This is a genomic window from Bowmanella denitrificans (genome assembly GCF_002887595.1).
In the GTDB taxonomy this organism is placed as follows: Bacteria; Pseudomonadota; Gammaproteobacteria; order Enterobacterales; family Alteromonadaceae; genus Bowmanella; species Bowmanella denitrificans.
Genome location: NZ_PEBU01000002.1, coordinates 477,734 through 501,429, shown reverse-complemented (window position 1 = coordinate 501,429; position 23,696 = coordinate 477,734). Strand labels below are relative to the sequence as shown.

At 49.8% G+C, this 23,696-nt stretch carries 19 protein-coding genes; 16 read left to right on the top strand and 3 right to left on the bottom strand.

The features are described from left to right. Window positions 1-28: 28 nt before the first annotated feature. Both nrdB and yfaE read left to right on the top strand, forming a co-directional pair. The gene (gene nrdB / locus CSR04_RS05775) at window positions 29-1,159 is read left to right on the top strand and encodes a class Ia ribonucleoside-diphosphate reductase subunit beta (protein ID WP_102795297.1); all 1,131 of its coding nucleotides are present in this window, start codon (window positions 29-31) and stop codon (window positions 1,157-1,159) included. A gap of 16 nt (window positions 1,160-1,175) precedes the next feature. Beyond that, window positions 1,176-1,439: a class I ribonucleotide reductase maintenance protein YfaE gene (gene yfaE / locus CSR04_RS05770; RefSeq protein WP_102795296.1), complete on the top strand. Its 264-nt coding sequence runs from the start codon at window positions 1,176-1,178 to the stop codon at window positions 1,437-1,439. A gap of 22 nt (window positions 1,440-1,461) precedes the next feature. Here the strand turns inward: yfaE and CSR04_RS05765 are convergent, their stop codons facing one another. Both CSR04_RS05765 and CSR04_RS05760 read right to left on the bottom strand, forming a co-directional pair. Next, window positions 1,462-2,256 carry a DUF2189 domain-containing protein gene (locus CSR04_RS05765; protein ID WP_102795503.1) on the bottom strand — a complete coding sequence of 265 codons (795 nt, stop codon included), beginning with the start codon at window positions 2,254-2,256 and terminating at the stop codon, window positions 1,462-1,464. Between the two features lie 213 nt (window positions 2,257-2,469). Beyond that, the gene (locus CSR04_RS05760; RefSeq protein WP_102795295.1) at window positions 2,470-2,982 is read right to left on the bottom strand and encodes a hypothetical protein; all 513 of its coding nucleotides are present in this window, start codon (window positions 2,980-2,982) and stop codon (window positions 2,470-2,472) included. A 200-nt stretch (window positions 2,983-3,182) separates the two neighbouring features. Between CSR04_RS05760 and CSR04_RS05755 the strand changes: the two genes are divergently transcribed. The 12 genes from CSR04_RS05755 to CSR04_RS05700 all read left to right on the top strand — a co-directional run bounded on the left by CSR04_RS05755 (window position 3,183) and on the right by CSR04_RS05700 (window position 20,366). Continuing rightward, a complete protein-coding gene (locus CSR04_RS05755; RefSeq protein ID WP_102795294.1) occupies window positions 3,183-4,409 on the top strand; it encodes a pyridoxal phosphate-dependent aminotransferase in 1,227 nt (408 codons plus the stop codon). Beyond that, window positions 4,406-5,002 (top strand): 5'-deoxynucleotidase, encoded by a 597-nt coding sequence (yfbR, locus tag CSR04_RS05750; protein ID WP_102795293.1) that lies wholly within the window; start codon window positions 4,406-4,408, stop codon window positions 5,000-5,002. The genes CSR04_RS05755 and yfbR overlap by 4 nt, the downstream gene beginning before the upstream one ends. A gap of 3 nt (window positions 5,003-5,005) precedes the next feature. Beyond that, window positions 5,006-6,289, top strand: coding sequence for an anti-phage deoxyguanosine triphosphatase (locus tag CSR04_RS05745; RefSeq protein WP_102795292.1), 1,284 nt, complete (start codon window positions 5,006-5,008; stop codon window positions 6,287-6,289). Window positions 6,290-6,339: 50 nt separating this feature from the next. Next, complete coding sequence (locus CSR04_RS05740; RefSeq protein WP_102795291.1) at window positions 6,340-8,751, top strand: hypothetical protein; 2,412 nt, start codon at window positions 6,340-6,342, stop codon at window positions 8,749-8,751. A 1-nt stretch (window position 8,752) separates the two neighbouring features. Beyond that, a complete protein-coding gene (locus tag CSR04_RS05735) occupies window positions 8,753-9,931 on the top strand; it encodes a CaiB/BaiF CoA transferase family protein (RefSeq protein ID WP_102795290.1) in 1,179 nt (392 codons plus the stop codon). Window positions 9,932-10,097: 166 nt separating this feature from the next. Then, entirely contained in the window at window positions 10,098-10,481 is a 384-nt protein-coding gene (locus CSR04_RS05730) for a hypothetical protein (protein WP_146027107.1), read from the top strand. Further along, window positions 10,475-10,987, top strand: coding sequence for a YchJ family protein (locus CSR04_RS05725; protein WP_342751350.1), 513 nt, complete (start codon window positions 10,475-10,477; stop codon window positions 10,985-10,987). Before CSR04_RS05730 ends, CSR04_RS05725 begins: the two co-directional genes overlap by 7 nt. A 331-nt stretch (window positions 10,988-11,318) precedes the next feature. After that, window positions 11,319-12,404, top strand: coding sequence for an efflux RND transporter periplasmic adaptor subunit (locus CSR04_RS05720; protein ID WP_102795288.1), 1,086 nt, complete (start codon window positions 11,319-11,321; stop codon window positions 12,402-12,404). Between the two features lie 17 nt (window positions 12,405-12,421). Beyond that, entirely contained in the window at window positions 12,422-15,724 is a 3,303-nt protein-coding gene (locus CSR04_RS05715) for an efflux RND transporter permease subunit (RefSeq protein WP_102795287.1), read from the top strand. Further along, the gene (locus CSR04_RS05710) at window positions 15,708-18,773 is read left to right on the top strand and encodes an efflux RND transporter permease subunit (RefSeq protein WP_102795286.1); all 3,066 of its coding nucleotides are present in this window, start codon (window positions 15,708-15,710) and stop codon (window positions 18,771-18,773) included. Before CSR04_RS05715 ends, CSR04_RS05710 begins: the two co-directional genes overlap by 17 nt. 146 nt (window positions 18,774-18,919) lie before the next feature. Continuing rightward, window positions 18,920-19,705 carry a serine O-acetyltransferase gene (gene cysE, locus CSR04_RS05705; protein ID WP_102795501.1) on the top strand — a complete coding sequence of 262 codons (786 nt, stop codon included), beginning with the start codon at window positions 18,920-18,922 and terminating at the stop codon, window positions 19,703-19,705. Window positions 19,706-19,808: 103 nt separating this feature from the next. After that, entirely contained in the window at window positions 19,809-20,366 is a 558-nt protein-coding gene (locus CSR04_RS05700; RefSeq protein ID WP_102795285.1) for a DJ-1/PfpI family protein, read from the top strand. Between the two features lie 16 nt (window positions 20,367-20,382). On the opposite strand, the gene CSR04_RS05695 is transcribed toward CSR04_RS05700, so the two are convergent. Continuing rightward, window positions 20,383-21,231, bottom strand: coding sequence for a PhzF family phenazine biosynthesis protein (locus tag CSR04_RS05695; protein ID WP_102795284.1), 849 nt, complete (start codon window positions 21,229-21,231; stop codon window positions 20,383-20,385). A 122-nt stretch (window positions 21,232-21,353) separates the two neighbouring features. On the opposite strand from CSR04_RS05695, the gene CSR04_RS05690 reads away from it, so the two are divergent. Together CSR04_RS05690 and CSR04_RS05685 are read left to right on the top strand one after the other, a co-directional pair. Beyond that, window positions 21,354-22,274, top strand: coding sequence for a LysR substrate-binding domain-containing protein (locus tag CSR04_RS05690; RefSeq protein WP_172449243.1), 921 nt, complete (start codon window positions 21,354-21,356; stop codon window positions 22,272-22,274). 169 nt (window positions 22,275-22,443) lie between these two features. Beyond that, window positions 22,444-23,646, top strand: a complete 1,203-nt coding sequence (locus CSR04_RS05685) for a bifunctional alpha/beta hydrolase/OsmC family protein (RefSeq protein ID WP_102795282.1) — start codon at window positions 22,444-22,446, stop codon at window positions 23,644-23,646. Window positions 23,647-23,696 lie beyond the last annotated feature (50 nt).

Here is a 23,696-nt window from a genome sequence, read left to right as displayed (position 1 = left end):
CGCTAAACAACCGTTGAAACTTGAGCCAATGAAATACACCACCTTTAACCAGCAAAGTACCAATCCCCTTGTCGAGCCGATGTTTTTTGGCAATCCGGTGAATGTGGCGCGCTACGACCAGCAAAAACACCAGATCTTCGAAAAATTGATTGAGAAACAAATCAGCTTTTTCTGGCGCCCAGAAGAAGTGGACGTCAGCAAAGACAGGGTGGATTTCCAGAAGCTCAGCGAGCCGGAAAAGCATATTTTCATCTCCAACCTTAAATACCAGACCCTGCTGGATTCTGTTCAAGGTCGCAGCCCGAATATTGCGTTTTTGCCTATCGTCTCGTTACCAGAGTTGGAAACCTGGGTTGAAACCTGGTCTTTCTTTGAGACCATTCATTCACGCTCATATACCCATATATTGCGTAACCTGTTTGCCGACCCCAGTGCCGTGTTTGAGGACATCGTGCTGAATGAGGAAATCAAACGTCGGGCTACCGATATTTCCAAATACTATGATGATCTGATCTTTGCCACTCAGGTCTGGCAAACCCAGGGAGAAGGTGTGCATTTGGTAGATGGCCAGACGGTGACCATTAACCAGCGCGAATTAAAGAAAAAGTTATTCCTGTGTATGAATTCGGTCAATGCATTGGAAGCTATCCGCTTTTACGTATCTTTCGCCTGCACTTTTGCCTTCGCCGAGCGGGAGCTGATGGAAGGCAACTCGAAGATCATCCGCCTGATTGCCAGAGACGAAGCGCTGCACTTAAGTTCAACCCAGCACATTCTGAATCTGTGGGCTAAGGGCAAAGACGACCCGGAAATGGCCAGCATTGCCGAAGAGTGCCACGACGAGGCCAGGGCAATCTTTATGAATGCGGTGGAGCAGGAGAAACAGTGGGCAACCTATCTGTTCCAGCATGGTTCCATGATTGGCCTGAATAAAGATATTCTTTGTCAGTATGTGGAGTTTATTGCCAACCACCGTATGGCCGCCATTGGTCTGGATACACCATTTGAAGTGAAGTCCAACCCCCTGCCCTGGATGAACAATTACCTTAATTCAGATAACGTGCAAGTGGCGCCTCAGGAATCAGAAATCAGTTCATATTTGGTTGGACAAATCGACTCGGAAGTCAGCGGCGATGACTTCGGAGATTTCGACCTCTGATGTTCTGCCAATGAAAATGGACGATCTGTTTATAATCCATTTGGATGATCAGACCCGCCTGGCCTGCCTTAAAGACAAAACGCTGTTAGAGAGTCTTGAAGCACATCAGGTGGAGGTTCATTTTCAATGCCGAGAAGGCTTCTGCGGCGCATGTCGCACTAAATTGATTGAAGGCCAGGTGGATTACCTTACCGATCCCCTGGCCTTTATTGATGACGATGAAATACTGCCTTGCTGCTGCGTGGCTAAGTCCGACCTGAAACTGAAACTAGGCGGCTGATTGGCCAGTGCACAGTGCTGCCTTATTCGTAATGGCGCTCTCGCTTTAACTCAATACTATCGATATAACCATGCCAGGTGGCGTAGCCAATCAGCGGCATTAAAATCACAAAAGCGGCAAAACCGGTCACAAAACCTATGCCAACCGCTGTGGCGATAATCAACCCCCAAATCATCATTGGCAACTTGTTGGTCCAGACTACATTCATGCTGGTCAGTACCGCAGATGCCAGGTCTATGCGCCTTTCCATCAGCACGGGTTGGGTAAATACGCTGATAAAAAATACCAGCATGGTAAAGCCAGCTCCCACCACGGTACCTAAGGCTAGAAAAGGTAACAGGTTTTCCAGATTGTCCTCCAGATAAGGGGGATACAGAGCATGAATAATAGATGCCACCCTGAGCCAGAAGATCATCAGTACCAGCAGCAAGATACCAAACGCCCATTCATTTACAGCATTACGCTTGATGGCTTTAATGCTGTGCCACAACGACGGTTTATGGCCCTTCTCAAGCTCCCAACTGACATCATATAAACCTGCCGCCAGAAAGGGACCAATCAGCATAAAGCATACGATGGACGGCAGTATCACCAGGTGCCAGCCAGTCAGGTTGACCAAATAAGTAATCAGCCAGGGAATGGCTGCAAAGATCAATCCGTAGAATGCGGTGAGTAACGGTGCCCTGACCAAATCCCGCCAGCCCAGGGCCAGCCATTTGAGCGGGTCGCCCAAATCCAGCTCCTTACAAGGAATGACCCTGGCAATACCACTGTCGGTAATCGCATTGTGGGGAGTTTCTTTAAATGAATGAGACATAACACCTCCGGGGATGGCTTTTTCTTCTGCGCACAAAGTGGACCTGACCTTAATAATCGGCAAGCGGCCCATCTTTAGCTTATGCAGACATAATCCAATCTGCCCGTAGTTATATAAAACTAGTCTCAGAAAATATTTTTTAGAACTTATACCTATGAGGCTTGTTGATGTTTTGAGGGTTGATTCTATCAAGCTCAACCTGTTTCCGACGTGTTATATTAAGGCTGGGCGCCAGCTTATCTGGCGTGCATAGTGGCGGGTCAGATTTTGATTCAACTCACTAAATAAGGTGATGTGCTCAGCCAAAGGATCACAGCACGACAGCACAAAGCGGTGGCAGTTGTTACGCAAAAGATGGTAGTCAGCATACTCAAAAACTCTGGCAACGGCTCTGCTGGCGGTTTGTTCGTCCCCTAACACAGTGCCATCGTCAGCGCAGGCTACGTAAATCAGGTCACCACTGCGATTTTCTAAAAAACGCTGCGGTGAAATAGCCCTTACTAGGCCGTTACCATTTAGTTCGATGATGCTGCCATCCATCCAGATACCGGTGTGGTCAAAAATACCGAAGACGCCGCAGCACACCACCGCGCCGTTTTGGGGTATCACCGTCTGGGTAAAATCACCAGGGTGGTGCAGTACTGATTGCTGTGACGCTTTATGCAAACTCCGCCCGGCCGCCAGCGCTCCAAGTCCGAGACCAAGCCAAACCAAAGGTATCGGCATACTTATACTCCCAGTGCCTGAACAAGCTTTTCAGATAATAATTATCAGGCTGTGGCGATTTCGCCAATCGCGGCAATGTAAAGGGATGTGTCATAACTTCAAGGTCAGGATATTTTTAGCAAAATATCTCCTTAGCCATGCAGACAAGACGGTGGTGACTGTATTACCCTGTAGGGCCGTTTTTCAAACCCCAGCAGTGCATGAAACAGATTGTAAAATCCAGCAAACTCAACGACGTATGTTATGACATCCGCGGCCCCGTATTGGCCGAGGCAAAAAGGCTGGAGGATGAGGGACACAGGGTGTTAAAGCTGAATATCGGCAACCCTGCGCCCTTCGGCTTTGAAGCGCCGGACGATATTCTTAAAGACGTCATCCACAATTTACCTACGGCACAGGGTTATGCCGATGCTAAAGGCCTATATTCTGCCCGCGTGGCGGTGATGCAGTATTATCAGCAGCAGAATATCAAAAACATTGATATTGAAGATGTGTTTATCGGTAATGGCGTCAGCGAACTGATTGTGATGGCCATGCAGGCTTTGCTGAATGTCGGCGATGAAGTTCTGCTGCCTTCTCCGGATTATCCACTTTGGACGGCCGCTGTAACGCTTTCTTCCGGCACACCAGTACATTATCGCTGCGACGAGCAGGCCGGCTGGTTTCCGGATATTCAGGATATAAAGAGTAAAATCACACCGAATACCCGGGCTATCGTCATGATCAACCCGAATAATCCTACCGGTGCGGTATACAGCAAAGAACTGCTGCTGGAAGTGATTGAACTGGCCCGTACGCACGGTCTGGTGATTTTCAGCGACGAGATCTATGACAAGATCCTTTACGACGAAGCCAGACATACCTGCATTGCCTCCTTAGCGGACGATTTATTGTTTGTGACCTTCAGCGGCCTGTCGAAAAATTATCGGGTGGCCGGTTTTCGCGCCGGCTGGATGCTGTTAAGTGGCAATAAAAAGCTAGGGCGCAGTTATATGGAAGGCCTGAACTTGCTGGCCTCTATGCGGATGTGTGCCAATGTGCCGTGCCAGCACGCCATACAAACTGCCCTTGGCGGATATCAGAGTATTAATGACCTGGTACAGGCCGACGGCCGTTTACGTCTGCAAAGGGACACGGCCTGGCGCTTACTGGAGCAGATCCCCGGCATATCCTGTGTGAAACCCAAGGGGGCCATGTACTGCTTCGCCAGGGTGGATGCCACGCGTTTTAATATCAGCAATGATGAATTAATGATTCTTGACCTGCTGCGCCAGGAAAAAGTATTGCTGGTGCACGGCAGCGCCTTTAACCTTAAAGAGGGCTGCTACTTCCGGCTGGTCTTTTTACCTCACGCCGACCAGTTGCAAACGGCCCTTGGCAAGGTGGAACGCTTCTTCGCTGGTTATCGTCAGGAAAATGGTCAATGAGTGTGCCGCAAAGTCACTTCTTCGCCCATTTAGCACGCATGAAACTGATTAACCGCTGGCCGCTGATGCGCAATGTCAGTACCGAAAATGTGCAGGAGCACAGCTTGCAGGTGGCCATGGTTGCCCACGCCCTGGCCATGATCCGCAATAAGTTTTATGGCGGCCAGTTGGACCCTTTTCGCATTGCCACCCTGGCCATGTTCCACGATGTATCGGAGGTTCTGACCGGTGACTTACCTACCCCGGTGAAATATTACAATCCGGCGATTCAGCAGGAATACAAAAAGATTGAGCAAATCGCCGAGCAAAAGCTGATAGAAATGGCCCCCGATGCATTCCGCCAGGATTACGCGCAGTTAATTGACGGGCAATATCACACCGACGATGAGCGATTTATTATTAAGGCCGCCGATATTATTTGCGCCTACCTTAAAACCCTTGAAGAGCTATCCGCCGGCAACCATGAGTTTGAACTGGCAAAACGACGGTTGGATAAAATTCTGCAGGAATACCAATCAGAGGAAGTTAATTATTTCCTTGAGGCCTATGTACCCAGTTTCTCTTTGAGTCTGGACGAAATCACGCAGGAGTAATCTATGTCCCCCTGGCTTGCAAGACAGCAGATGCAACCCGAACGACAGGGGGACCACCGCTCAGCCTTCCAGCGCGATAAAGCCCGGGTGTTGCACTCTGCCGCTTTTCGCCGTTTGCAGGCCAAAACGCAGGTACTTGGCGTGGGTGTGAATGATTTTCATCGCACCCGCTTAACACATTCGCTGGAGGCCGCACAAATTGGCCATGGCATTGCATCCCAACTGCGGCAGAAGTACCCACAGCAAAGTCATGCGTTGGACCTTAACGATAATCTGATCGAAACACTCTGTCTGGCCCATGATATAGGTCACCCGCCCTTCGGCCACGGGGGCGAAATGGCACTGAACTATATGATGCGCAAGCATGGGGGTTTTGAAGGCAATGGGCAGACTTTTCGCATTGTCACCAAGCTTGAGCCCTATACACCCGACGCAGGTATGAACTTATGCCGCCGAACTTTGTTGGGCCTGGTGAAATACCCGAACTATCAAAGTCAGTTATTAATCACCCGTCCGACAACAGAGCGTTTACAGGATTGGCAACCGGCTAAAGGTTTGTTTGATGACGACAAAGACGTATTTGACTGGTTGCTGTCACCATTGGAAGCCGAAGACAAAGCGCTATTTTGTAGCTTTGCCCCACACAATGCGCAGCTTGCCAAAACCCGTTTTAAGTCCTTTGATTGCTCTATTATGGAGCTTGCCGACGACATTGCTTACAGCATTCACGATCTGGAAGATGCCATAGTGACAGGTATTGTCAGTCAGGATAGTTTTATTGAAGAAGTCGCCAACCCCATCAGCCAACTCGACATTGTCTGGCTTAGCCAGAACATACAGCACCTTGCGATCAAATTGTTCAGCCAGGCCCACTATGATCGTAAAGACGCCATTGGTGCTCTGGTTAACGCCTTTATTACTGCCGTTGAAATTGGCACTACGGATAACCAATTCAAACACCCTCTGCTCGCCAATAACGCCCAGCTTCCATCAGGCTTTAGTCAGGCCCTGGACGAATTTAAAGCTTATGTATACCGATGGGTCATTCGTCAAAGCGACGTACAGCGTATGGAGTTTAAAGGCCAGCAACTGGTGATGGCCTTATTTGAAGCATTCAGTTCCGACCCTATGCGTTTGTTACCGGAAAACACCAAGCAGCGCTGGCTGAAAGGACAGGCTCAGGGGCAGGAACAACGGGTTATCGCTGATTATATCTCAGGGATGACGGACGAATTTGCTTCCAGACTGTATGGACAACTATTCCTTCCACGCAATATTCAGACTTGAACCAGTGGCTAAAATACGGACAATCAATAATTCATCAAAGGGATACATCTATGTATTGTCCAGGGATCGGTATCGTCAGCAAAGACCCTGCGTTAACCTCTGCAATTGTTTTTGGAATACAGCAGCTTTTTCAACCTTTGTCGGTAACCACCCTGCGTATTCGCAATGAATCGGCGATACCTCTCAGTCCGGTTTCTGTGTTGCCACTGCATCAGCAATTGCTTAACAAAGCCGTCAACCAGATAGGGCGACTGGAAAAGACGTTTAATGTCAGCCTGTATGTGGCTGACAGTCTTGAACAACTCTGTCATCAACTCACTGAGCAGCAACAAGATTCACTGGATCTGCTGTTCTATGACAATCAGCTTGGCATATCGGCACAGCAATTACAGGAACGTCTCGACAGTTTTTACTCAGCTCTGTCAAAGCGCAAAATTAGCGGACTTCGCAGTCCATTATCTTTGGTTTACTTCACCTCACCACCAAGCCATGGCTTAGTGTTTAGCCTTGCCAATAGTGTCGAACACTATGTGCACAAACAACAAAGCCATTGGCAGGCCATCATCGCCAGCCAATCCATAGTGGACACCATGGAGTTTCTGCTGCGTTATTACTGCAATCCGCTACTGGCAAGAAAACTACGTTCGCTACCACATGCCGGCCGTATTCAGGGCGTTACAGAGTACGGCAGGCGGTTTATCAGTCTTGCCACCTTTATGCTGGAATTTTTCACGGCGCGTGCGGATGATAACTGGCTATTTGGCTATTACACAGGGTCGGTCATTGCACCGTTCATTGATGCCTTAGAGCAGGGATTGGCGCAGCGCCAGATCACAATCATCAATGGTTGTAATGAGCACAGTCTGGCTTGCAGTGCACTGGCCAACTGGCAGTTATATCGGTCACCATTTCTGCTCACTGTCACCTGCGGCATGATGCTGGAGTTCAAAGGGACGCTGCTCAACCTCAAACGCAGTCGCGCCAGAGGCTTTATCGTCTGTGGCGAAGGTGAACCGAACCACTGGTTTGCCGCACAGGGCATGATGAATGCTGAGGAAGATATCCGCCGCATTCTTGATGGCATGGCTATAGCCTGGGTGTATATGTGTGATCCACAACAGATGGAGCATGACCTGATTGAGGCCCAAAACCTGTATGACAGAGATCAAGGCCCGGTGGTGCTATTAGCGACGCCCAGAGTATTGGATAGCTGCCGTTCATTACCCAGTGCAGTCATTGCGCCCATACCGGTTAAAAAATCCGCTTCACAAGCCATACCGTCACTACCGGATAATATTATGGCGCTGTTAAACCAACACAGTCGCAAACTCCTTTGGGTAGTAGACAGCCCGTTGTCGGCGCAGGAGCGTACCCTGCTGATGGATATTGCCAGGCAAGCAGGAATCGCACTGGCAGATTCGGTACAACGCCCAGGCTGTGTGAGTGCCTATCCTGAGGGTAACTACAATGCACAATATCTGGGGACGCTTGGAGTATATGGTACCAGTCGGGAACTACTGAGTTATCTTTACCAGGACGGCGAGCTTAACCCGAAACAAGATCAGGTTATCTTTTTTTTAAAAAGCCGACTTGGGCAACCTTCCAGCCCATTTCCACCTGGTAATTTCAAACACCGGCTCGAAACCATACAAGTTACAGAAAATGCCGCGCATATCGCTCCCCATGCCAGCCAGGGGCTGTGTATGAAGCTGGTTGATTTTCTACTGCAGATAAAAGCAAAGTTAGCCGTCGATCCTCAAGTACTGGCATACCGCCAAACACAAATTGCCAGGGCCAAATCACTGTCGGCGGGATTGTTAAGTCAATTGCCAAGCTGTCCAATGAGTCCGGATTATTTTTTCTACCGCTTCAGCGAATTGCTCAAAGCCCTGATCCAAAAACAGGCATACCGCTACACCGGGTTATTTGATGCTGGGCGGTGCGGATTTAGCGCTCTGGGTAGCCTGCCTCGCACCGGCCCAGGTTTTTCCAGCATCTATGGCCGAGGTTGCATGGGGGATGCGCTTATGGCCTTTCCTTTAGTGGCACTGAAAAATCCAGGCAACACAGTGGCCTTTGTTGGCGATGGAGCCCGTAATCTGGCACCGGATATATTGCCTTTTCTACTTAAAAACCTACGTGGCGTCAAATCCACCGTACGCGGCAGTGCCACATTGTTTATCTTCGTCAATAACAGCCTGTCCATGGTGCGTACTTATCAGGAACGAGCCTTGTTGGGTCATGCCGGTGAACAAATGAATAGCCTGAGCCTTTATCAGTCACCGGCTGTTTTTTACCATGCTGGTGTAAAGATCACCCAGCACAGCATCATAGAGTTCGACCCGGAGCAAATGCATGAATGGCTCACAAGCAAAAATAGCATCAATATTATTCAGGTTATGACAGCGCATAATAATCAAGGAGATATGTATCGCCACTTCAGCACCGATTGGTATTACTGACATGCAAAAATTCCCGATACTTAAGGACATACTGGTTATTGAACTGGCCTTTATGGGCAGCGGGCCTTTTTGCGGTGCTCTACTGGCAAGCCTTGGCGCCAACGTGATTAAGATAGAGCCGATTAAAGGCGGCGATATGTTCAGGTTTATGCCCCCATTTGGTCAGACCGAAGAACAGGGTGAGAAGGTCAATGCCGCATTCCAGGCCATCAACAATAATAAACGCTCGCTGGCTATGAATTTTCGCAAAGGATTAGGCAAAAGTGCTTTGTTAGACATGCTTAAACAGGCCGATGTATTGATTGAAGGATTTAAGCCTGGCCGCATGGACTCGTGGGGGCTGGGCTATGCCGACTTACACAAAATCAATCCACGGCTTATCTATTGTCACATATCCGGATATGGCCTGACGGGACCGCGTGCCAGCCAGATGCAACATGAAGGCAATATTGGCGCACTCAGCGGTCTGCTGGACAGCTTTAGTACAGAAAACAACCGACCCTCACTGGCACCCGGACTATCATTGGTTGGCGGTTATACCGCACTTAGTGGCATCTTGGCTGCGCTGTATCACAGGCAACAAAGTCAACAAGGGCAATTGGTTGATGTAGCTGTACTGGATGCCTTAATGGCCATGCAAGCGCCAAGTGCTGGTGAGTTGCTAGATACCACGTTACCCAGACAAGGACAGGCATTTTTACAGGGTAATTGGCCAAGAAACCGTATCTATGCCTGTGCCTGTGGCAACTTCCTGTACTTTGGCGCAGGTGAGCAACGCTACTTTCAGGCTTTTTTGCATAAGACCGGGCACGGCTTTATCGCTGAGCTAGTTAACTACCAGGATCAATGTAAAGCGCTGGAAACGTTATTTTTAAGCCGAAGCAGAAGTGCCTGGCTTCAGGAGTTTGACCAACAGGAATATTGTCTTAGCGCGGTAAACAGTCTGCAACAAGCATTGGAAGACCCGCAAGTCATGGCCAGAGGCGCACTAAAAAAAGATACTTCGGCCGATCACAAGCAACATGTTCATTTAGGGCAAGTGATTAAAATGAGTGCCCATCTCCCCCCGCCTTTTAGCTCCGCACCTGGCTTAGGCCAACACAGCCGTGACGTGCTTATAGAGTTTGGTCTGCAACCCGAACAGATTCAGGCCATGATAGCGGCAAACCTGTTGCGCTAGGAAAGGAACCAGACATAAAGCAAAAGCAGTAACGAACAAGGGTTAACTAAAGTCAGCATGCTAAACAGATGCATCCACTAAAAATTGTTTAAAAAAAACACTTGCATGTTTATTTATACAGTACTACTGTTTGCATAACTACTGTATAAATAAACAAGGTTTTGTTATGGCCGTTAACGCATTGCTTCCGTCTCGCCACCAACCAGGCTTAATGGAATTGTCCATTTACCAGGGGTCGCAACTTCGCAGCCTGATGCAACACTTTACGCAACAGAATAAATGGATTTATTTGCTGGCCAACAACCTGCGATTTAAGCGGACAGAACACCATAGCCAGCAGTTACCTCGTCCTGAAGCAGAACAGACTCTGGAATGGCTGGAAAAGCTGATGAGTGCCGGAAAAACCTGCGCACTGTTTGTAGAAGAGTTAGTACTGGATGAATTAAACCGTAAGCGCCTGGAACAGCTCTGTCGTCAGTTTGGCGTTACAGTGGTAAGCTTAAGTAAAGAAAAAGGCCTGGACAACAATCTTGTCTTTGGGCCATGGTAATGGGCTTACTGCTGCCGATCTCGACTTTTTCCATGACAACACTTTGTTATTGCGATAGTAAACTTGCCTTCGCACGCTGCTGTGAGCCACTGCTTAAAGGTAAGCTTTTGGCCCCAACCGCCGAAGCCTTGATGCGTTCACGTTATTGCGCCTATGTATTGGGTGATTTCCAATATATTTTGAACACTTATAGTCAGGCTAAACGCCGGGACTTGTCTTTGGCAGTGTTGCAACAAGATGCCAATGAAACACAATGGCTGGCATTGCAGGTAGAGTCTCATCAGCTAACCGAGCCAGGGGCCACCGTACAATTTAGTGCCTTTTATCGTTACGATGGCCAATTGTATAAACTACATGAGCTATCCCGCTTTATTATTGAAGAAGGTCATTGGCGTTATGTGGATGGGCAGATGTTAGATGACTGTGGCAAACTCAGGTTAGGTCGGAATGACAGCTGTTTTTGCGGTAGTAATAAAAAGTTTAAGCAATGCTGCGGTAAAAATTGATCTGCTACTTTTGTATCCCCCTCCCTTTCAAGCCTACCCGCATGGTTCTCTTTTCAAACAACCTCAGCACACTTACTTACAAATTTCATCTCGGTAGCCTTTGCTAAACCACTAACATTAAGTGATCAGGGTTGACGCAACATTAACTTTTGACACAAGTAACCAACAATTGGTCGAAATCGCCAACTTATACGCAAACCAACAAACCTCGAACATAAGAAAAAAGATATCTATTTGTTTTTATTGAACTTATTACACTGGCACGGTGAGTGCTTCATAGTGCAATAACACAGGACATTGTGACCACACGATAAACTTCCGGGGAAAATCCATGCAATCCAGGTTCGTAAAAACACTCATCGCCAGTTCCATATTCGCTGCCAGCGCTCTGTTAAGTGGCTGTGGCGGTGCCGAAGCAACCGTTGATAGCGCGCAAAAAAAAGCCGAGGTTATCGCCATTCCGGTTGAAGTCGCCGCATTGAGTCAGGGAGATATTTCTTCTAATTACGCCACCACAGCCATTCTCGAAGCCAAAGAAGAAGCGTTTGTGGTAGCCAGAGCATCCGGCATTATTCATGAGATCCTGGTGGAAGAAGGCGATTATGTGGAAAAAGGCCAGGTTCTGGCCAGATTGGAAACCGAACGCTATATCCTTAACCTCAGACGCGCAGAAGCCAATCTGACCGGAATAGAAAAGGAACTGAATAAAGTTCGTGACATGTACGCCAAGAAATTGGTCAGCGATGATGCATTTGACAAACTCAGCGCCTCTTATGATGCAGCCAAAGCGGAGTTGGAGCTCGCTAAGCTGGACCTGGCAGAAACCACCATCAAAGCGCCCATTGCCGGCTTTATCGCTGAACGTAATGCCAAAGTAGGTAACCTGACAGAGTCATTCCAGCGTGAACGCATGTTCCATATTGTGCAACAGAAACAACTTTACGGTGTTGTGCACCTGCCTGAAAAAGAGCTGTCCAAAGTGCATGTCGACCAAGCTGCACAGTTGGATATTACCGCAGCCAATGACAACCAGGTGAAAGCCTTTGTGGAACGCATCAGCCCGGTTATAGATGCCAAAACCGGTACTTTCAAAGTTACCTTGCGTGTACCCAATGAAGATAACCGCTTAAAAACCGGGATGTTTGCTCAGGTGAAACTCAACTACGACACGCATCAAAATGCCACTCTTCTACCCCGTCAGGCCATTATCAATATTGACGATACAAGCAGCGTATTTGTGGTTCGCGATGGTGTGGCAGAAAAAATCAAGGTGCAAACCGGCTATACCGAAGGCGATAAGGTAGAAGTGCTTAACGGGCTCTCTGGCACCGAACAGGTGGTCGTCACAGGCCATCACAATTTAAAAGACAAGGCACCAGTAGAAATCGTCAATACCCTCGAACTGGCCAAGCGCTAAGCAGAAGGAAGATTATCATGAGCTTAGTTGATGTGGCTGTTAAAAGGCCGGTTACTGTGTGGATGTTCACCTTTGCCATTATCTTATTTGGCATGGTGTCACTGTCTCGACTGGCACTCAATCTGCTACCCGAGTTGTCCTACCCTACCCTGACCATTCGCACCGACTATCCCGGTGCAGCCCCAGGTGAAGTCGAGCAGCTGGTGAGTAAACCGGTAGAAGAAGCCGTTGGTGTGGTGAAGGGTGTACGCACCGTGACATCTACCTCAAAAGCCGGTCAGTCTGATGTGGTGCTGGAATTTGAATGGGGCACCAGAATGGATCTGGCCAGCCTGGATGTACGCGAAAAGCTGGATGTGATCTGGTTACCACTGGATGTGAAAAAGCCGCTACTGCTGCGTTTTAACCCCAATATGGATCCCATACTGCGCATGGGGCTGGGGGCTACACAGGGTAATATGGATGCCAATGCAACCAAACGACTGCGGACCTATGCCGAGGAGGAATTCAAACGTAAGCTGGAGTCCGTGCAAGGTGTTGCTTCAGTCAAAGTCGGCGGTGGCCTGGAAAATGAAATCCAGGTTCTGATCAATCAGGACAAAGCCAGTCAGCTTAATATTAAACTGGAAGAAGTGATCGCCCGTCTTAAGGCTGAAAACGTGAATACCTCAGGAGGCCGGGTGGAAGACGGCAGTCGTGAGTATCTGGTGCGCACACTCAATCAATTTCAGAATCTTGAGCAAATGCGCGATCTCTTTATTGCCAGTCGAGAAGGCCGCAATATCCGATTAGGCGACATCGCTGAGGTGCTGGACAGCCATAAGGAAAGAGATGCTATTACCCGCTTCGCCGGTTTGGAAGGCGTGGAAGTCGCCATTTACAAAGAAGGTGACGCCAATACCGTACAAGTCGCGCAGAATGTTAAACGACGTCTGGAGCAGATCAAAAAAGACATTCCCGCCCAGTATCAGTTACAACTGGTGTATGACCAATCTCTGTTTATCGCCAGCGCCATTGACGAAGTCAAATCAGCGGCCATTATTGGCGGTATTCTGGCCATGTTGGTACTCTATCTGTTCCTCAAAAACATTTGGCCCACCCTGATTATTTCCATCAGCATTCCGGTGTCCATCATTGCCACTTTTAACCTTATGTATGGTAACGACATCAGTCTGAATATCATGAGTTTGGGTGGCATCGCACTGGCCATCGGCTTGTTAGTGGATAACAGTATTGTGGTGCTGGAAAACATTGACCGCCACAAAAAACTGGGCAGCCATCCTCACGATGCGGCCGCTAAAGGCACCAAAGAAGTGAGTAACGCCATCATCGCCTCGACGTTGACCACCATGGCAGTCTTCTTCCCGCTGGTTTTTGTTGAAGGCATAGCCGGTCAGTTGTTCAGCGACCAGGCCCTGACCGTGACGTTTGCTCTGGCGGCTTCATTGGTTGTCGCACTGACACTGATCCCTATGTTGGCGGCCAGAGAAAAGCAGCCGGGTCAGACTTCGCCGTCTATGGAGCTTGATTCGGCACCGGATGATGCTGTTGCACCGCCCAGCGGCATAGCGGCTAGAACGCTGTATGTCTTGGCCTGGCCGTTCAGGATGCTGATCAAAGCAGTCGGTAAGCTGATCTATGCGCTGTCGCTGTTCATTAGTAGTGCGGTCGTGATGTTGACCCGTTTGCTACGCAGACTGTTCGGTTTGCTGCTGCGACCTTTTCTGTGGGGCTTTGAGAAGGGTTTTAATATCCTTGAACATGCTTATCAGGTGATGCTACGCGCGGCCATGCGGCAACGAATGCTGACCTTAAGTGGAATCCTGGCTGTGTCGCTGCTTTCACTGGCGCTGATCCCACGTCTGGGGATGGAGCTGATTCCACCTATGTCCCAGGGCGAATTCCATGTGGAAGTAAACCTCTCTACCGGGGCGCGTTTGGAAGATACAGACCAGGTACTGGAAAAGCTGGCCCTGTTCACCCAGCAATTACCCAACGTGCAACGCACCTATTCACTGGCGGGCACCGGTAGCTTAATGAACGCATCCCCCAGCCAGGGAGGCGATTACTGGGGCAAACTGAATGTGGTGATGAAACCTGGCAGCAGCGCCACTGACGAGTCCAACACCATGGACGCCATGCGTGACTACCTGCGTACCCAGGCAGGTATCACCGCCAAATTTGGCAAACCCGAAATGTTTAGTTTCTCTACACCAATGGAGATCCAGCTTAGCGGTTATGATCTGAGTCTGCTGAGCCGTTATGCCAATGAGTTGGTGAGTTTACTTGAGGCAAATAACCGATTCGCTGATGTTAAATCCACCTTGCGTGCCGGTCACCCCGAACTGAAAATCTACTTTAACCATGCCAAGTTAGCACAGCTGGGGCTGAGTGCCGCCGACGTATCAAAACTGATAGCGGCCAAAATTGGTGGTGAAGTGGCAAGCCGTTATGCCATTGATGATCGCAAAGTCGACATTCTGGTGCGCACCCAGGAGCAACAGCGCGATTCAGTACAGGATATTGCCGGTATCACAGTCAACCCAGGGGGCAGTCCGGCGATTCCCCTGGAAGCGGTTGCCGATATCCAGATGTCGGTTGGCCCAAGTGAGATTACCCGGGTAGGTCAGGAGCGTGTGGCCCTGATAAGTGCTAACCTGGCCTATGGTGACTTAGGCGAAGCCGTGACTGACGTTAAACAGCTGCTGGCTAAACTGGATTTACCGCTCAGCATGCAGGCCCGTATTGCTGGTCAAAATGAAGAAATGCAGGTTTCCTTTGATTCGCTGAAGTTTGCTCTGCTACTGGCGGTGTTTATGGTGTACCTGGTCATGGCTTCCCAGTTTGAATCGCTGCTGCATCCCTTCCTGATCCTGTTCACCGTCCCCCTGGCTTGTGCCGGCTCTATTTACGGGCTGTATATTACCGGCACCAATATCAGCGTAGTGGTGTTTATCGGCCTGATTATGCTGGCAGGTATCGTCGTTAACAACGCCATCGTATTGGTGGACCGTATAAACCAATTGCGTGAAAGCGGCAGTGACAAACATGACGCCATATTTGCCGCAGCAAGCAGCCGCCTGCGCCCGATTTTGATGACGACATTAACCACCACCCTAGGTTTATTGCCAATGGCCATTGGCCTGGGTGAAGGGGCGGAAATCCGTACTCCCATGGCTGTCACTGTTATCTGTGGATTATTGTTTGCCACCGTACTGACTTTGCTGCTGATCCCGGTGCTGTATAGCCTGTTTGATCGTAAGCAGTTTACTCAAACCAGTCAGACAGCGTTGGAGGTGGGTCATGAACAAGCTCGATAATATGAGCGTGGCCCTGACGGACTTTGCCATTCGCAAACCGGTTACCGTTTGCATGCTGTTTTTTTCCATGTTGCTGCTTGGCCTGATGGCCAGCCGGTTGCTGCCCCTGGAGAAATTTCCGGGTATCGACATCCCACAAATGGTGGTAGTGGTGCCCTATCAGGATGCCACGCCCGCCGAAGTGGAAAAGATGATCACCAAGCCAGTGGAAGAAGCGCTCGCCACTATGTCAGACGTTAAACGCCTGTCATCGCGTTCCAACGAGGACAGCGCGGAGATAGAGCTGGAATTTAACTGGGGTGAAAACTTAAACGCCAAAAGCATCGAAGCCAGAGAGAAAATCGATGCCATCCGCCACCTGCTGCCTTCGGATGTGCAGCGCATTATGGTGTATCAGTTTAATACCGCCGATTTACCCATTTTTCAGTTGCGGGTTTCCAGTGATCGGGATTTGTCTAATGCCTATGATCTTCTGGAACGTAATCTGAAGATGCCCATAGAACGGGTCGCCGGCGTGTCCAAGGTAGAGCTTTATGGGGTGATGAAAAAACAGATTGCCATTCGCCTGGATGCACAACGTATCGCTGCACTGCATATCGACCTGACCAAACTGTACAATGTGCTGCAAGACGCTAACTTTTCCATGACAGCCGGTCATTTCTTTGAGCTGGACCAGAAAATCACCGTGAACCCGCAAGGGGAATTTCGTAGCAAAGAGGAAATAGAAGATCTGATCGTTCAGCAAGGTATTCGCCTGAAGGATTTAGCCGAGGTTCGCTATGAAACACCCAGACGCACTGAAGGCCGTCATCTGGATAGAACTTACGCAGTTGGGTTGAATATTTATCGTGAATCCGGCAGTAATCTGGTGGAAGTCTCCCAGGCGGTGCTAAAGGTAGTGGACGAAGCTAATGAAAGCCCGGCATTCAATGGTATTAATCTGTATATCATGCAGGATGAGGCCACCAGCGTAACTCAATCACTGAGTGACCTGCTCAGCGCCGGTATGCTGGGGGCACTGCTGTCGGTTATTGTGCTTTATGCGTTTTTGCGCCAATGGGCCCCTACCCTGATTGTGGTGTTGTCTGTGCCCTTTGCCATCTGCATTACCTTAGGCTTCATGTACTTTATGGGATATAGCCTGAATATTCTGTCCATGATGGGCTTAATGCTCGCCATTGGCATGTTGGTGGACAATGCCGTGGTAGTCACCGAAAGTATCAGCCACGAGCGTGAAACCCAGCCGGATGCGATCAAAGCCACTAAAGCCGGTGTCAGTAAGGTCAGTCTGGCAGTTATAGCCGGTACGGCCACCACCGCCATTGTGTTTTTACCTAACATTGTTGGCGAAAAACAGGAAGTCACGGTGTTCCTTGAGCATGTGGCCATCGCCATCTGCATTTCACTGTTTGCCTCACTATTGATTGCCCAGACGCTGATCCCGTTACTGACCACTCGTCTTAAATACCAGGCCAGCAAACCCAGGAGCCAAGCTGGTAAGTTTGCCAACTGGTATCAGCGTGTGCTGAGCTGGACCCTGGCTCATCAGGGCAAAACCGCGTTAATTGCCATCCTTATCCTGCTGTCCACTGCGATTCCTATGGGTGTGGTAACCAATGACGGGGACAACGACAACCCAAACAATCAACTTTGGCTTAACTACAATATTGACGGTAATTACAGCCTTGATGAGGTTGAAAAAGAAGTCAATCGGATGGAGCAGTATTTGTATGCCAATCAGGAGCGCTTCCACATTAAACAGGTGTACAGCTATTACAACCCCGGTCATGCCGTGTCCGGGCTGACCCTGAATGAAGACCTGCCCATCAGCCAGGCAGAACTGAAAGACATGATTAAAAAGGATATGCCCAGCTTTGTACGCAGCCAGCCCAGCTTTCGCTGGAACGAGAGTAAAGGTGGTGTGCGCCTGACCTTGCTTGGGCAATCGTCAGAGACATTGATGCGTATTGCCGATCAAATTGTTCCGGTGCTGGAACGGGTCGAAGGACTGACCGACGTCAGAGCAGATATCAATGGCCAGAAGGAAGAGTTGCAAATCCGCGTAGACAGACAAAAAGCCTTCCGCTTTGGCTTGTCTGCCGAAACCGTTGCCAATACCGTTGCAACCGCATTGCGAGGCGCCAATTTGCGTACCTTCCGCCACGGGGATAGCGGTGAAATGGATATTCGCCTGATGTTTGACGAATCATTGCAACATTCACTGGACGAGTTGAAACGGTTGACCATCAAGCGCGATGACAAACAGAATATCACTCTGGATATGGTGGCCGACATCAGCATTAAACCGCGTTTGTCGCAGATCCGTCGCTATTACCGGCAAACGGCATTGGGCGTGGGAGCTAACCTGCAAGAAGGCACCACTCTGGAGCAGGCCCGCGAGCGGATAGAAACGGTCATGGCCAATATCGCGCTACCGAGCGGCTACAGCTGGACACTGGATGGCAGTTTCCGTAACCAAAATGAATCAGAAGCCGTCATGCAAATTAATATGCTATTGGCGGTATGCATGATTTATCTGGTCATGGCTGCACTGTTTGAATCCCTGCTGCTGCCTACCGCCGTTATCACGTCACTGCTATTTTCCTTCACGGGCGTATTCTGGGCCTTTTTGGTCACCGGCACCAATATGTCAGTGATTGGTATGATTGGCATGTTGATTCTGATGGGGATAGTGGTCAACAACGGTATCGTACTGGTTGACAGAATTAATCAGCTTATTGGCGAGGGGGAAAGCGTTCATCAGGCCATACTGGATGGTTGTTTAAGCCGTGCCCGGCCGATACTGATGACCGTCGCCACCACGGTACTGGGACTGATTCCCCTGGCGCTGGGCGGCACCCAAATTGGCGGTGACGGCCCGCCTTATGCTCCGATGGCCATTGCCATCATTGGCGGCCTGCTGTTTTCCACCCTGACCAGCTTATTCTTATTACCCCTGACATACTTAGGGCTGCTTAAGTTGCGCCGTGCCACGGTTAATATGATTACTGACAGTAAACGCCTGGTCGGCCGCATTATCCCTGAATAATCACATCGCCCCGAAAGGGGCGTTTTTCAAAGGTCAGTATTAAATCGGTTAATACGCTTTTGCAATGAGCCATTCCCCTTAATTACAAGACCTTTAGGGCGTTGATGCGTACAATAGCCGGCACCCTTGAATATCCGGGCTTTTTCATGCGTCACCAAATCTGGCAACAACTTCGACTGGAAGCGGAAGATCTGATCCGCACTGAACCCCTGCTGGCGAGTCATGTCTACTCGTGCATTTTAAATCACAGCTGTCTGGGTAGTGCGTTGAGCTTTATTGTTGCTAACAAGCTGACGGATGGTGTGGTGTCTGCCTTTACCTTTCGGGAGCTGTTCGATCAGGCTTTTGTTAATTGTGACAATATGCTCACCCATGTCAGTTGCGACATTAAAGCGGTGATTGACCGCGACCCCGCCGTTGATAAATACCTGACCGTGCTACTTAACCTCAAAGGTTTTCAGGCCATTCAGGTACACCGTCTGGCCCATTGTTTGTGGCAACAGAATCGTCGCGATCTGGCCCGCTTTATTCAAAGTCGCAACTCCGAAGTGTTTGGTATCGATATCCATCCCGCCTGTAAAATTGGCAAAGGAGTCATGTTTGACCACGCCACCGGGATTGTGATTGGTGAAACAGCCGTGATTGAAGACAATGTGTCAATTCTTCAGGGCGTCACCCTGGGTGGCACAGGTAATGAAAGTGGCGACCGCCATCCCAAGATCCGTGAAGGCGTGATGATAGGCGCGGGCGCCAAGGTACTGGGCAATATCGAAGTGGGCAAAGGTGCTAAGATAGGGGCTGGCTCTGTGGTACTGCACGCCGTCCCAGAGCATACCACAGTGGTGGGTGTACCTGCCAAAGTAGTGGGCCGCACCAACTGCGAATGCCCAGCTGAAACCATGGATCAATCCTTTGCCGAGGAACAATCCTGAACCGATAGAATGTCTGGTTTTCTATCAGGTTAGGCAAAGAGACTTTTCAGTTGGTGGATAGCAGCGTACTCTTAGCTTATTAATCGCACTCCAGGAGGAACTGATGGCTAAGATACTGATGATTACCGGTGACTTTGTCGAAGATTACGAAAATATGGTACCGTTTCAAGCACTGTTGGCTATGGGCCATGAAGTGGATGCTGTGTGCCCGGGTAAGCGCAAAAATGAAACGATTGCCACCTGTATTCACGATTTTGAAGGTCAGCAAACTTACACCGAGAAACGCGGCCATAACTTTACCTTGAATGCCAACTTCGACGATGTGGCTGCCTCAGATTATGACGCTCTGTATTTACCGGGGGGCCGTGCGCCAGAGTATTTACGACTGGATAGCAAGGTACTGGCCATTGTCAAAGCCTTTATGGCCAGCAACAAGCCAGTGGCAGCAATCTGTCATGGTGCCCAGCTGTTAACCGCCGCCAATGTGATTGAAGGTAAAAAGGTGTCGGCTTATCCAGCCTGCGCACCAGAAGTCAGACTGGCAGGTGCCGAGTATGTAGAATTACAGATGGATGAAGCCATCACCGATGGCAAGCTGGTTACCGCCCCGGCATGGCCCGCTCATCCTGCCATGCTGAAACAACTGGTAGCACTGCTATAACAGGTCAATGGCCGGTTTAATCCCCGGCCAATTCCACCGCGGTGCCGGTAACCGACACCCCTCCGGTAACCGGAACACTGACATTAAGCTGGCTGGGACGCCCCATCCTAACCCCCTGCTGAATTTCAAATTGCATGGGCGCCTTAATCAGTCCGTGATCGCGCAAATAGCCCCCCAGCGCCGCTGCTGCTGCACCTGTGGCGGGATCTTCCACCACCCCACCAACCGGAAAAGGATTCCGACTGTGGTATAAGCCACTGTGTTCACGCCAGATCAATTGCAGGGTAGCCAAACCATCTTCCAGCATCAGGGTCTGTAAGCGATTAAAATCATAAGCTAGATTGTCCAGTCTGCTCTGGCTTTGACATGCCAGGACCAGATGCCAGGCCCCAGCAAAAGCGAAGATTGCAGGAAGCGACATATCCAACTCATCAGAATGCCAACCGATAACATCCAGATATTGTGCAAGCCTGGCCGCTGGAATCGGCCGCTGCTCTGTGGCGACCGAGGTTAATTTGGCGAAGCCCTTACCATCCCGTTCCTCGGTTTCCAAGGTGACCTCTCCAACTGAGGTATGCAGTCTGTAGGTTCCTGCTCCGCTGGTTTTTGCCAGCACCACGCCAGTGGCAATCGTAGCATGACCACAAAATGATACCTCGGCCAACGGGCTGTAGTAACGAATCTGTCGCTCTGCCCCTGTGCCTGGCGCAATAAAGGCTGTTTCCGAATAGCCCACTTCAGCGGCAATGCGCTGCATGGTTTCGGCATCAGGTAATTGTTCACCTATCCAGACGCCGGCCGGATTGCCCCCGTGCGGACTATCGCTGAATGCGCTAAGACGAAATAATTGCTCTGCTTTATACATGGGACATCCCCCTGTTGCTTTGAAGTGTCCAGTATGAGCAGTAGAATAATTTGTCACAACGGAGTTATTCTTAGCCTATGACCAAAAAATATTAAGCCAATATGTCACAGCGTCTTCCTCCAATGAATAGTTTACGAGCCTTTGAGGCCGCTGCCCGTCACGGTAGTTTTGTAAAAGCCGCTGCAGAATTGCACGTTACCGCTGCCGCCATTAGTCATCAGGTACGTGAGTTAGAACAAACGCTCAATCTAAAATTGTTCTTACGTCGACCCAGAGGGGTCATATTGAGTGAAACGGGTAACCGCTACTATAAAGATGTGGCAGAAGTGTTCAGGCTACTTGGGCAGGCAACACTTTCATTGCAAAACGTTGATATCGCCGGTCCCCTTGAATTGTCAGCACCGCACGCATTTTGTCAATTCTGGTTGGCGCCAAGATTGCAAAAACTGCGGGCGGCAATGCCGCAGCTGCGCTTGACGGTTAAGGCAGACAATAATATTTGCGATATGCGTACAGACAAAGCACAGGTCGCCGTGCGATTTGGGATGGGGCAATATCCCGGACTGCACAGTGTTTTTTTAATGTCAGATGCTGCCGCGCCACTAGTGTCCACCAGCAAACTTGAGTATGCCGCTGTTGATCGCAAAACCTTGCTACAAACTGAACTGCTGCTTGCCGAGCATAATTTGAATCCGGACGAACCCTGGATGGGTTGGTCGCCATGGTTACGAGAAGCCAGAGTCAATAAGGCAAAGCACAATACCCTATCGGTATCAGACAGTGCACTAGCGCTATCGGCTTGTTTAGCCGGAAATGGTCTGTGTATTGGACGTTTGAGCCTTGCATTTGAGGCAATTAAGCGGCAGCAGCTGAGTATTCTTATGCCTTGGCGCATTACTGACTACGGCTATTACCTGCTGTGCAGCAACGTCAACATTAGCAATCCCAGGATCCAAGCCTTCAGCCAATGGCTACAGGAGGAAATCAGGGAGTTTACAAGCAGTACAAAAGTTCTCTGTGACATTGCCCTGAACAACAATTAAAGGTCATCTCAAAAAACTCGTATATGCCACCGGGTTGACCCAATGGGAGTTTATTGCACTAAGTGTCATTCACTTGTAACGTTTATTCACCGTATCGGTGAATCGCTGCCAGTTTCGGCCCGGCACAACTGACCATGCATGGTTAAGGATGAATACACTGGAGTCTGTTATGCGAGAAGAAATTAATTTTCCGGGACTGGGACATCAGCTCAGGGGGCTAATGGAATGGCCAGAGCAGCCCATTCGCTGTTTTGCCTTGTTCGCCCATTGTTTTTCCTGCGCAAACAACAACGTGGCCGCATCCAGCATTGCATCGGCCTTAACGGCTAGCGGCATTGCCGTGCTCAGGTTTGACTTTACCGGACTTGGCAGCAATGACGGTGATTTAACCAACCATCACTTTTGCGCCAATCTGGATGACTTACTGGCGGCCGCCAGTTTTTTGCGCCAAAGGTATCAGGCCCCCGCCCTGCTGATTGGCCATAGTCTTGGCGCTGCGGCAGTACTGGCCATGGCCGGGCAGGTTAAAGAGGCTAAAGCCGTCATCACCATTGGTGCGCCGCACAGTGCCGCCCATGTAGTGCAGCACTTTGGCAGCTCGCTGCTGGATATACATCAGCAGGGTCAGGCCAGTGTGAGTTTGGGCGAACGAGAGTTCCTGATTAAGAAGCAGTTTCTGGATGATATCAATGCCTATCAGGGCGCCTATCTAAGTGAACTGAATAAAGCCTTGCTGATTATGCATGCACCGCTGGATAGCACGGTGGCCATAAACGAGGCAGAAAAGATTTATCAGGATGCCCGTCATCCTAAAAGTTTTATCAGTCTGGACCAGGCTGACCATCTGCTCACAGCGCACTGCGATGCTCAGTATGTGGCAGAGACCATTGCTGGTTGGGCAAGCCGTTACCTGCCGGAAGTGGATAAACAACCTGGGGCACCGGCCGGACAGATTTGGGTGGAGGAACATAATCACAGGTTTACCGTCAGGATCAGTAGCGCCCATCACCATTGGCTGGCCGATGAACCCAAAAACCTGGGCGGTGACGATCTGGGGCCCGATCCTTACCAGCATTTACTGGCGGCGCTGGGCGCTTGCACTGCCATCACACTGCGTATGTACGCAACGCGTAAAGCGCTGCCACTGGACCATATCAAGGTTGCCCTTTCTCTGCATCGCGAGTCTGACAATCATGGGGCAAATCACACCCAGCAGGAAACAATTCAGCGACGCATTGAGCTGAGCGGCAATTTAACCGACGCACAGCGCCAGCGTTTGCTGGAGATTGCCAACAAATGCCCCCTGCATCGCACCATAAGTGGCCCGGTCGTTATTCAATCTGAACTGGTTGAGCACACTCCGCCCACCTGATCTTGCTTCACATTATCTGCGCATAAAAAAGGCGGCCTGAGCCGCCCTGT